The sequence below is a fragment of the Pseudomonas floridensis genome, assembly GCF_002087235.1.
Lineage (GTDB): Bacteria > Pseudomonadota > Gammaproteobacteria > Pseudomonadales > Pseudomonadaceae > Aquipseudomonas > Aquipseudomonas floridensis.
The window spans coordinates 52,562-63,979 of the sequence record NZ_MUIO01000007.1 but is presented as its reverse complement, the minus strand read 5'-3'; the positions used below and the strand labels follow the sequence as shown (position 1 = coordinate 63,979).

10 protein-coding genes are annotated in these 11,418 nt (G+C 59.7%); 2 read left to right on the top strand and 8 right to left on the bottom strand.

Translation table 11 applies throughout. The annotated features are described in order from the left end of the window. Window positions 1-476: 476 nt before the first annotated feature. The 4 genes from BZK31_RS02290 to BZK31_RS02275 form a co-directional block, all read right to left on the bottom strand. Window positions 477-941: an inhibitor of vertebrate lysozyme family protein gene (locus BZK31_RS02290; protein ID WP_083181131.1), complete on the bottom strand. Its 465-nt coding sequence runs from the start codon at window positions 939-941 to the stop codon at window positions 477-479. Between the two features lie 2 nt (window positions 942-943). Beyond that, the gene (locus tag BZK31_RS02285; protein WP_002555679.1) at window positions 944-1,108 is read right to left on the bottom strand and encodes a DUF1328 domain-containing protein; all 165 of its coding nucleotides are present in this window, start codon (window positions 1,106-1,108) and stop codon (window positions 944-946) included. Between the two features lie 58 nt (window positions 1,109-1,166). Continuing rightward, window positions 1,167-1,454 carry a hypothetical protein gene (locus BZK31_RS02280; RefSeq protein ID WP_083181130.1) on the bottom strand — a complete coding sequence of 96 codons (288 nt, stop codon included), beginning with the start codon at window positions 1,452-1,454 and terminating at the stop codon, window positions 1,167-1,169. A 228-nt stretch (window positions 1,455-1,682) separates the two neighbouring features. Then, window positions 1,683-2,531, bottom strand: a complete 849-nt coding sequence (locus BZK31_RS02275) for a BON domain-containing protein (protein WP_083181129.1) — start codon at window positions 2,529-2,531, stop codon at window positions 1,683-1,685. A 198-nt stretch (window positions 2,532-2,729) separates the two neighbouring features. Here BZK31_RS02275 and algB point away from each other — a divergent pair, with 198 nt between their 5' ends. Continuing rightward, window positions 2,730-4,076, top strand: coding sequence for a sigma-54-dependent response regulator transcription factor AlgB (gene algB, locus BZK31_RS02270; RefSeq protein WP_083181128.1), 1,347 nt, complete (start codon window positions 2,730-2,732; stop codon window positions 4,074-4,076). A gap of 10 nt (window positions 4,077-4,086) precedes the next feature. Continuing rightward, window positions 4,087-5,874: a KinB sensor domain-containing domain gene (locus BZK31_RS02265; RefSeq protein WP_083181127.1), complete on the top strand. Its 1,788-nt coding sequence runs from the start codon at window positions 4,087-4,089 to the stop codon at window positions 5,872-5,874. Between the two features lie 23 nt (window positions 5,875-5,897). Here the strand turns inward: BZK31_RS02265 and BZK31_RS02260 are convergent, their stop codons facing one another. The 4 genes from BZK31_RS02260 to BZK31_RS02245 form a co-directional block, all read right to left on the bottom strand. Beyond that, window positions 5,898-7,514 (bottom strand): EAL domain-containing protein, encoded by a 1,617-nt coding sequence (locus tag BZK31_RS02260; RefSeq protein WP_083181126.1) that lies wholly within the window; start codon window positions 7,512-7,514, stop codon window positions 5,898-5,900. 62 nt (window positions 7,515-7,576) lie between these two features. Next, the gene (locus tag BZK31_RS02255) at window positions 7,577-8,356 is read right to left on the bottom strand and encodes an N-acetylmuramoyl-L-alanine amidase (RefSeq protein WP_083181125.1); all 780 of its coding nucleotides are present in this window, start codon (window positions 8,354-8,356) and stop codon (window positions 7,577-7,579) included. Window positions 8,357-8,452: 96 nt separating this feature from the next. Continuing rightward, window positions 8,453-10,537: a GGDEF domain-containing protein gene (locus BZK31_RS02250; protein WP_083181124.1), complete on the bottom strand. Its 2,085-nt coding sequence runs from the start codon at window positions 10,535-10,537 to the stop codon at window positions 8,453-8,455. Then, complete coding sequence (locus BZK31_RS02245; protein ID WP_083181123.1) at window positions 10,534-11,409, bottom strand: endonuclease/exonuclease/phosphatase family protein; 876 nt, start codon at window positions 11,407-11,409, stop codon at window positions 10,534-10,536. The genes BZK31_RS02250 and BZK31_RS02245 overlap by 4 nt, the downstream gene beginning before the upstream one ends. Window positions 11,410-11,418: the final 9 nt, after the last annotated feature.

Here is an 11,418-nt window from a genome sequence, read left to right as displayed (position 1 = left end):
CACGGCGCGGACCTACGTCTAATGCCGTAAACGACTACCCCATGCAGGATCGGCATACAAAAACGACAGAAAAGGTTGATTTGCGACAAAGTGAGACAGGGCTATTCGGCGCAAAGGTGGCTAAAACGTCACCTGCGGCGTGTTGGCAGAAAATTTGAGCGGGAGGGGAATAAAGCGCTGTAGTGGAAAATTCCTACGACATCTAGCGGATATACGGTCAACCAGAGGAGAAGCAAATCCGGAAAACGTAAAGTGCCACGCAGGTGGCATGATCTGGCTCGACCAGGACGGTCGGGAAATCACTGACATGCGCGGCAACCTGCCTGACCCGGCCCTCGGCGGAGGCACTCCCTGTACCCCTAGGTCGCACCGATCCAAACAATCAGTACATCCCAGCCCCATGGTCATGCGCGTACCTTCATCGGGTCGCGCAATAAGAAAGCGCCATCAGGTTTCCATGACGCTTTCCCTCTGGATCAATACCAGTTCGGGTCCTTGCGCAGCTGCTCGTTGAGCAGTTGCTGCATACCCTCATCGGGCTTGCCCAAATAGCGGTAAGTAGCATGACGAGTGGGGGACTTGTCCGCCGGAAGACCCGCAGGCACTTCAACCAGCATCGCGTAAGCATCTTCCTTGTCGAGACTGAACGCCACGATCAGGCGCTTGCTCTTGCACGTATCGGCGGTCTCGCAGAGCGGACCCACCAAATATGGATCACCGTCCTCGGTCACTGCCGTCATCTGCTCGGAAGTGCCGGACAGGTTCAACACCCATTCCGGCAATCGCTCTTCCTTCTGCACGACCTTCATCCAGGTCTGGCGGTACTCGGGCGCAGAACTCAAGAGTTCATTGACCCGGGCTTGCCCGTCATTGGCGGCGGTTGCCAAGGCACTGCCGCCCATGATCAGGACGGCTGCCAGCGTACGGAGCGAGGTATGCATCGTTAGCCTCGACCGCGACGACCGAAGAAGAACGACACAACGAACATTACCAGGAACACGACGAACAGGATCTTGGCGATACCTGTAGCGGTGCCGGCGATACCACCGAAGCCAAGTACGGCGGCAACAATGGCGATGATCAGAAACGTGATGGCCCAACTCAACATGGTGATACTCCTTTTTACAGCTGTTTGAATTTGATTGATGCGATTGCTTCAAGTCGGATCAGAAGACCCATTTTTGCTGCGGCGCGACTTCATTCGCCGAGACGACACCCTCTACAGGGCGCAGGCTCAAAGCAGCGGTGCCTTGACTGACCGGAGCGCTGACGCTGCGATAAGACGCACTGCTGTGAATGATTTGCTGTCTGGTTTCAGTGACCTGGCTGGCTTGAGTCCAGCGCTGGAACTGCTGAATGGCAATCAGGGTGACGAGCAGGGCAAGAAGCAAAAACAGGCCTTGCTGTACGTGCAGGGGAGAAATACGCAACTGTGCAATACGCTGGCTGTTCATCCGCAAACTCCCTCCACCCGAATGGGCATTCAATCGTACGGGCCGTCATGTGTCGGCCTTCGTTGAAAGGGATATTGCAGACTGCATGCCAGTTTCTTACACCGGGATAAAACCAATAAATTCAACTACTTACAAACTTGGCGAACATCTTCCTACGCGCAAGCTGCACGATTACACCTTTGTAATCGTGCGTTCTGCACGAAGCGCCGGACGCAGGCGCCACGTGGATCAGCCTGCGCTGCGCGCCATGACCTTCAGAGCGTCGGCATTCACGCCTTTGACACCCCGAATATTGCGGGCGATTTCGACCGCCAGTTCCTTCTCGGCAAAGTTGGCGACCACACCGTTAAGCGTCACCAGCCCTTCCTTGGTGTCCACCTTGATGTTCAGGCCATCGAGGTTACGGCTATAGATGAGGCTGGATTTCACCTTGCTCGTCACCCAGGCGTCGCTCAGTTGCTCCACTGGATTCAGGTTTTGCGGCTGAGTCTTGGCCGCAATGGAGTCGGCGGCACTCAGGCTGATCAGGTTATTGACGCTGACTACACCGTCAGTGTTACTCGCCAGGCTGCCCGCCAACTCCTTGGCTTCAGGGCTCTGTGCGCGGCCTTTGAGGGTGACGACGCCATCCTTGCTGTCGACATCAATGGTCAGCGCCTCGGTCACGCTGCTCCACAGCAGCTTGGATTTCACCGTAGCGACCAGTGTCGCATCTTCGAACCGCTGAGCCATGTTGGCCTTGGCACCGGGTTCGGTGGCGACGGCCGCATCGATCTCCAACTGATTGTCGACCTTGTCGATACCCTTGATGTCCAGCGCGATGCGTTCAGCCAGCTCGCGATCCACCTCGTTCTCGACCTTGCCCTTGAGCGTCGCGGTGCCTCGCTCGACATCCACATCAATCTTGAAAGGGCTGAGGTGTTTGTTCAACGCGAAAGCTGTCCAGATCGAACCTTCCTGACGCGCTTCGGCCAACTGGGTAGGCAGATCTTCCTGAGCCGCCTGTACCAGCAACGGGCTTGCGCCCAGCACGGCAGCAGTTGTGGTAATCAACGCTAACTTTTTCAGTGAGTACACCGGGGTTCTCCTTCCAGGGTTGGCTGTTCGTCTCAAAATGGACGGTTTTAGCGACATAAACACGGATTAATCTGTCGGTTCGCGAATAAATGAACAGACAGCTAGCATGCATGCCGCAGAATCAATCAGAATTGACCATGCAACTTGCCCGATGATTCCGAGACTAACTGAGACAATTCATTAAGGAGCGTAGGAAAAATGGAAGCAGCCACTGAGAATCAGGGCCGTATTCTGCTTGTGGACGACGAGTCCGCCATCCTCCGCACCTTCCGGTACTGTCTGGAAGACGAAGGCTACAGTGTCGCCACTGCCAACAGCGCAGCGCAGGCGGACACGTTGATGCAACGCCAGGTCTTCGACCTGTGTTTTCTGGACCTGCGCCTGGGCGAGGACAATGGTCTGGACGTTCTGGCGCAAATGCGTATTCAGGCACCGTGGATGCGCGTGGTCATCGTGACGGCGCATTCGGCAGTGGACACGGCGGTCGATGCCATCCAGGCTGGCGCGGCTGATTACTTGGTCAAACCCTGCAGCCCCGATCAATTGAGGCTGGCCACCGCCAAGCAGCTCGAAGTGCGGCAGTTGTCTGCGCGTCTTGAAGCGCTGGAAGGGGAGATTCGCAAACCCAAGGACGGTCTGGATTCCCACAGCCCGTCGATGATGGCCATTCTCGAAACGGCCCGTCAGGTTGCCGTGACCGACGCCAACATCCTGATTCTGGGCGAGTCGGGCACGGGTAAAGGTGAGCTGGCGCGCGCCATTCACGGCTGGAGTAAACGGGCGAAGAAATCCTGCGTGACCATCAACTGCCCTTCATTGACAGCCGAGTTGATGGAAAGCGAACTGTTCGGCCACAGCCGCGGAGCGTTTACCGGTGCCAGCGAAAGCACGCTGGGGCGGGTCAATCAGGCCGATGGCGGTACTCTGTTTCTCGACGAGATCGGCGACTTTCCGCTGACGTTGCAACCTAAGTTGCTGCGTTTCATTCAGGACAAGGAATACGAGCGCGTTGGCGACCCGGTTACCCGTCGGGCCGACGTGCGCATCCTGGCGGCCACTAACCTCAACCTTGAGGACATGGTGCGCAGCGGGCGCTTCCGTGAAGACCTGCTTTATCGCTTGAACGTCATCACGCTGCACCTGCCGGCCTTGCGTGAACGCAGCGAAGACATCCTGACCCTGGCCGATCGTTTTCTGGCCCGTTTCGTCAAGGAATACGCTCGTCCGGCGCGGGGCTTCAGCGAAGAGGCTCGCGCCGCACTGCTCAACTACCGCTGGCCGGGCAACATTCGCGAACTGCGCAACGTCATCGAGCGGGCCAGCATCATTTGCCCGCAGGATCGGGTGGAAGTCAGCCACCTGGGCATGGCCGAACAGCCCGCGAACAACGCACCACGCGTCGGTGCGGCCTTGAGCCTGGACGAGCTGGAGAAAGCCCACATCGGCGCAGTACTGGCGACCAGTGACACACTCGATCAGGCAGCGAAGACATTGGGCATCGATGCCTCGACGCTTTACCGAAAACGTAAACAGTACAACCTATGATTGACCTCACATGAAGCTGGCCATGAAGTTGCGCACTCGCCTGTTCCTGAGCATTTCGGCCCTGATCACCGTTGCCTTGCTGGGGTTGCTGCTGGGTCTGGTGAGCGTCATGCAGATGGCCAGAACGCAGGAATCGTTGATTCAGCACAACTTCGCCATCCTCGACACCGGCCTGAAACTGCGGCAGAACCTCGGCGATCAACTGGTGTTGATGACCGGCTCGCAGCGTGACGAAGCGCTGCTGCAAAAGGAGCAGGAAGAGTTCAAAGACCTGCTTGATCAAAGCGCCGCCAATGACAGTCGGCAGACGATCCAGGGCGCGTTCGAAAAAACCAAGGCCGACTACCAGCGCTTTATCGACGATTGGCAACGATTGGGCAATGATGAGCGGGGCATTCGTGGCGATCCACAGCTCAGCGACAGTTTCGACAGGCTGCGCAACGGGTTGCTGGATATCCATCGTCAGGCGCTTGAGAGCATCAGCAACGCCGAGATCAACTCGCGTGAACGTGCCTTATGGATTGCGGGCCTGCTGGGTCTGGTCGGGCTGGCCGTGCTCTGCATAGGCTTCGTGACTGCGCACGGCATCGCCCGTCGCTTCGGCGCGCCCATCGAGGCGCTGGCGAAGGCGGCAGACCGTATCGGACAGGGCAATTACGAAGTGACGCTGCCCATTTCCTCGGCCGCTGAAATGAACCTGCTGACCCGACGTTTCGGCATCATGGCCGAGGCCTTGCGTCAGCATCAGGCGACCAATGTCGACGAACTCCTGGCGGGTCAGCAACGCCTGCAAGCGGTGCTGGACAGCATCGACGACGGCCTGCTCATGATTGATCGACAAGGACGGCTGGAGCACTTGAATCCTGTGGCCCAACGCCAGCTTGGCTGGGACGAGAGTCGACTGGGCCAGGGGCTCGGCGAAGCGTTGGGGCATCCCGAGCTGGACGAACAGCTGCACCTGATCTTGCGCGGCGGGAGTCTGGAGCGTGCGCCGGAAGACCTGGCCATCGAGATCGATAACGAGTCACGCCTGCTGACCTACAGCATGACGCCGGTGAGCCACACCAAGGGGCACATTCTCGGTGCGGTCATGGTGTTGCATGATGTCACCGAACAACGTGCCTTCGAGCGCGTGCGCAGCGAGTTCGTCCTGCGTGCTTCGCATGAACTGCGCACTCCGGTGACGGGCATGCACATGGCTTTCGGCCTGCTGCAGGAACGGCTGCATTTCGCGCCGGAGTCACGCGAGGCGGACCTGCTCAACACGGTCACCGAAGAAATGCAGCGGCTGATGCAACTGATCAACGACCTGCTCAATTTCTCGCGCTATCAGAACGGTCTGCAGAAACTCAAACTGGCGCCGTGCTCGATCGAGTCACTGCTGGAGGAGGCCAAGGCACGTTTCGACGCGCAGGCGCAGGAACAAGGCATCGTGCTGATGCTCGACATCCACGAAACCCTGCCGCGCCTGCATGCCGACCAGTCCCAGCTGGAGCGAGTCCTGGACAACCTGCTGGACAACGCCCTGCGTCATACGCCCGAAAACGGTCTGATCCGGTTGCAGGCCAGGCGGCATGGCGAGCGTGCGGTGATCAGCGTGGAAGACAACGGCGAGGGCATCGCGTACGGCCAGCAGGCCAGGATATTCGAGCCCTTCGTTCAGGTCGGTCGCAAGAAAGGCGGCGCCGGACTGGGCCTGGCGCTGTGCAAGGAAATCGTTCAGTTGCACGGCGGCCGAATGGGCGTCTACTCCCGACCGGGGCAGGGCACGCAGTTCTATATGGCGCTGCCGCTCTGATCCTGTACAGGCGCAGCGCATCGTCAGGCGACATCATCCTTGCGTCGCCGGATGCTGCGACGTCCACCTGTCACTCGCTCGGCAAACTTCGCAGCGGTCAGCGGACGGGCGAACAGCCAGCCCTGACCGTAGATAACGCCTTCACTGGTTAACAGCGCCGCCTGCGACTCGAACTCGATACCTTCGGCAATCACTTTCAGCCGCAGGGCATGCGCCATGCGGATGATGTGTGGTGCCACACCGCTGCTCGCGGCGTCATGGCCCAATGCATCGACAAACGCCTTGTCGATTTTCAGGCAGTCCACCGGTAGCGTCTGCAGGTAGGCCAGGCTGCAGTACCCCGTGCCGAAGTCGTCAATCAACACCTGATGGCCGCGATCCCGCAGCGTTTGCAGATGATTACGCGCTACCACCACGTCGATCAGGCCCCGCTCCGTAACCTCGAAGGCGATCTGCCGAGCGGACACCTTGTGCAGCGCCAGCAACCTGGCTGTGACCCTTCCTATCCGGGCTGACATCACATCGCAGGCCGCCAGATTGACCGAGATATAAAGGTGCGGATTGGCGCGCAACAGAGCGCCCAGTTGTTCCAGGGTCTGCTGCAGAACGAAATCGGTAATCTGCCGGATCTGGCCAGTGTTTTCTGCCAGCGGTATGAACAGATCGGGGCTGGTCACGGTGCCGTCCGGGCGATGCCAGCGCACCAGCGCCTCGGCGCCCACACATAGCCGCGTGTGCAGGTTGAAGATGGGCTGATAAAGGACTTTCAACTCGCCTCGACGCAAGGCCCCGGTCAGCTCGGCGCCCAAGGATCTGCGCTGTCGCATGATCTGAAACACCAGCCCACCTACACAGATCGACACCATCAGACTGGCCGGAATCAGCCACCACCCTGCGCCGGTGATGTCGTCGTGCAGCCCGGTGCGCGGAGTGATCATTACCAACTGGTATTCCGGGCTCTGCGTGGCCATACGATAGATCAATCGGGTCTGCGTGGTAATCAGCGGCTCGCTGCCACCCGTGTCCCAGCCAGGCACCGGCCAAGGCTGGGCGGGTCCGAGCACGGGAATGGCGCGGGTCGCGTTATCCAGCACCACCAGCAGACTGCCACCGGGCGGGAGATCGACCACATCGGTCAGGTGCCCACGGGAGGTTGAAACCCGAAAGTCGCCGCGCCCCAACACCAGCGCCGCGAGGTTATCGTCCGGCTGGGCCGATGTGTTCAGCCAGTAGTCGTACGTGGGACCGCGAATATCGGGGGCCCGGGTTTCGTTCAGCAAACGCTTGCGCGGCCAACTGGAACAGGAGCGGGCGTCCCCCACATAAGCGGCTTCGTAGATGAAGCGGTTGCCGGAAATCACTTCGCGCAGGCGCCCGACCATTTCCGGGCTGCAACGTCGCAGCGGCTGATGCTCAAGTTGATCCAGCCCGGTGCGTAGCTGACTGAACAGTTGCTCCAGTCTGATCAGAAAACGCTCGCCTTGGGCGTTCATCTGCTGACTTTCGGTTTGCCGTGCCTGCTGTAACGCCAGCCCGAAACTGCCCGTCAGCAATACAGCCGCGCTCAGCAAGGCTGCCAGCAGTGCCAGCAGCCACGGACGGGAAAGGACCGCACGGAGACGCGTTGACGCTATCGGCATCGATGGATACTCAGGCAAGAGTACCCATCAGTTATAGCAACAAGCGCGGATATAGCTCGCGCTCAGCGAGTGCGGTTGAGCACCTGCAGGATGGCCGCGCTTTGCGCATCTGGCTCGCCGTCGAAACGGGCAGGGCGGTAATGCATCTGGAACGCTGCCAGAACCTGCCGGGTGGCGAGGTCCAGCTCGCCAGTCTGAGGCGTTGTGTAACCCAGGCGTGCCAATTGCTGCTGAAACCAGCTGATGGTGGGCAGGTTGTTCATCATCGAAGCTTGCTGTTGCGCCACCAGCCGTTCGTCGGGCCAGACGCCAAGACCGTCCGCAGCCAGACGCTTCCAGGGAAACAGCGGACCCGGATCGAGCTTGCGCGACGGCGCAATATCGCTGTGGCCGATGATGTGTCTGGGGTCGATCTTGTTACGTTTGACGATATCCTTGAGCAATACCTTGATCGACTCGTACTGCGCGTCGGTATAGGGATACCACAGGCGACCGGTCGGAGTTTCGGTGTAGCCGGGATTGACGATTTCGATCCCGATCGAGCTGGAATTCAACCAGGTGCGGCCATCCCACTCACTTTCCCCGGCATGCCACGCACGCGCCCCTTCATCGACCAGCTTGTAGATGGTCGCCTGTTTGTCATCGCCGATCAGGTAGTGACTGCTGACCTCGCCATGCGTCAGCAACTGGAGCGAGCGCTCCAGAGAGGTGGAGGTGTAATGCATGACCACGTATTGAATACGGTTGTCGAAATTCACCGACGGGTGACTGGTGTCCAGCCTTGGGCCACTGGAGCAGGCCGTCAGAACGAGCAGGAGAAGAGCAGAGAAATACAGCTTCATGAGGATCAGACTACGTCCGTGGAGAATGCAACATCATAACAAAAAGCGCCGCGATAGCTGCTTTGTAACCAGCTCAGTCAAGTCTGGATGTTTCAGTCAACCCTGTTCAACGCGGTTTCGGCCATTTTCCTTGGCCCGGTACAACGCCTGATCGGCGCGCTTGATGGCCACGTCACTACGCTCGCCAACGCGAAACGCCGTCACGCCCATGGACACCGTGACAGTGACGCGTTCACCCTTGAAATGGAATGGGCAGAGCTCAACCGATTCGCGCAGCTCATCGAGCAGGCTCAGCCCATTAGTAACCGGTGTGGCGGGCATCAGCACAACGAACTCTTCACCGCCAAAGCGGGCGAGAAAATCGTCGGGACGCAGGCGCTTCTTGAGAACGCCAGCGACGATCTTCAACACTTTATCGCCTGCCAGATGCCCGTAACCGTCATTGATACGCTTGAAATGATCCAGATCCAGTATCCCGACCAGCAGGCTGTCCTGGCGCTGCTGCCAGAGACTCATCTGCTGCTCAAGACGCTCACTCCATGCTGCCCGGTTGGGCAGCCCGGTCAGCGGATCGATCAGCGCTTTCTGCCGTTGCTCTTCCAGATTGGTCCGGAAGCCCAATGCTTCCTGCTCCATGGTCGCCACACGGGCCGCCAGACTTTGCAGGCGTGAGGCGACCTCCTGCTCACGTGCGTCCCGCTTGCGCTGGTAGTCATCCATCGTGCTGAGCAAGCCTTCCAGACGATTGTCCAGCACCAGCTTGAGGCTGGGCAGATCGGACGCATCCTGAACGCTGCTTTGCAGGCCGCCGACTTGTTCGCGCAACTGTTCGTTCAGGTCGCGCGCTGAAGACTGACCTTCGGCATGGTCCTCGCTGGCGGCCTGCAGATGGCTTTGAAAAGACTCGAGACGCTCGTTCAATTGCTTGAGGTAAATGCCGAATTCCTGCTGGCCGCCGTTGTTGATGGCCAGCATCAACACGGCCAGGTCATCGAGAATCGGCAGCAATTCGTACCAGTTCAATCCGTGTCTGAGCCGCAACTGCATGGCTTCGACCTGTGGCCGGTAGTGCTCGGACAGGGTCAGATCGGAAAGCAGCCCCAACAGGGTTTCTTCGATGTGCGCCGCAACCGAGCTGTAGCTGGGCTCCGGCGCGGAGGGCAGGGCATAGCCATCATCTGCGGCCTCTTCAGCCTCTTCAGCTGTTTCGCCGTCGGCCTCGTCTCCGGGCTCGACCGTCGGACTGACCGGCGCAGACCTGTGCTCAAAGGGCACAGTGGGCGTGGGCGTCAGCCAGTTTTCCGTGTCGATCTCCGCTGAAACCTCATGTGACGGCACCGCCTCGACAATCAGCGGGGCGGGCTGCGTGTCGTTCAACGGCGGGACAGGATCGGCATCCGACGCATCGCCGCCAACATCAGCGGGAAGGTGGAGATCGGGCGCGGCAGCTATTTCAGGCGCTGCGACGGGTTGCTCAGTCACAATAACGGATCGCTCAACGGGCAATACCGGTGGAGCCGACTGATCGTGTGCCTGCGATCCGGTCGAGGAGGGCTCAGGTTCGAGAGCAGATTCATGAGCGTCTGCATGATCAAGCTGATCCGGACGTGCAGGCTGCACCGCTGCGTCAGGATGAGGATGACCCTCGCCATGCTCATCGCGCGCGCCGAACAGACGCTCCAGCAAGCCCGGCCGGTGGCCTTCTTCAGGCTTTTCCATCAGGGTCAGCGCCTTGCCCTGCAAGCCACTCAGCTCACTTAACAGCACCGGCAGTTCACGGGTCTGAGAGGCACGCTCTTCAAGGTCTTTGGCAAAACGTTTGAGCGGTTTGCGCACGTCCCGCGGCAGCGGCAAGGCTTGCAGTTGCGTGACCAGAGCGGTCAAGGCGGTGCTGATCTGACCAACCCGCACTTCGCGGCGATGCTCGGAGTCCAGCACCGCTTTTTCCAGACGAGGGATCAGGGCCGCCAGGCCGGCGTCCATGTCGTCCTTGCGCACAATTTCGCGCATTTCCTTCATGCATTCGTCAACGGCGCGGTCGGAGCCTTCCGCCGCCAGACTGCTTCGCACCAGACCCCGGCGTAGCAGGTCGAGCCGCGCATCCCAGCGCTTTTCAAGCTTATCCTGCTGTTCGATGCCCTTGAGGTACTTCTCTTTCCAACGCTCCGCGTCGTCGCTCATGCAAGGCTTCCACCAGAGGGCACAGGCAGCGAGTCCCCACACAGTGAAGCAGGCAGGCGAATCTCGACAGCAACCGGCAGGTGATCGGAAATGGGTTGGGCCAGCACTTGAACGCGTTCAAGCGTCAGCGTCGGGCTGAGCAGAATGTGGTCGAGGCAGCGTTGTGGCCGCCAACTGGGGAACGTCGCTTCGATCTGTGGGGCCAGCAGCCCCAGGTCACGCAACGGCGAATGCTCCAGCAGATCGTTGGCATGGGTGTTCATGTCGCCCATCAGAACCTGATGACGATAGCCGCCGATCAGTTCGCGAATGTAGGCGAGTTGACGCGTGCGGGTACGAGTCCCGAGCGCGAGGTGCATCATGACCACCACCAGCGCGTCGTCGCCTTCGCCAAAACGCACCAGAATCGCACCACGCCCGGCGGGACCTGGCAGCGGGTGATCTTCGATCTTGGCCGGGCGCAGACGGCTCAGCACACCGTTGCTGTGCTGGGCGAGTCGGCCAAGGTTGCGGTTGAGTTGCTGATACCAGTACGGAAAGGCACCCAGCTGAGCGAGGTGCTCGACCTGATTGACGAAGCCGGAGCGCATGCTGCCGCCATCGACTTCCTGCAAGGCAACCAGATCGTAATCGTGGAGCAGATCGCCTATCTTCTTCAGATTGCCCGCACGCCCGACATGCGGCAACAAGTGTTGCCAACTGCGCGTCAGGTAATGCCGATAGCGCTCGGTGCTGATACCGACCTGAATATTGAAACTGAGCAGCCGCAACCTGCCGTCTTCAGGCAGCCCGCTTTTGCTCAGATGATGCTCGTTGACCCGCGGATCATGCAGGCCAACGACGCGTTCTGTGCCCTTACCCCAGCGGCCCATGACAGGCGC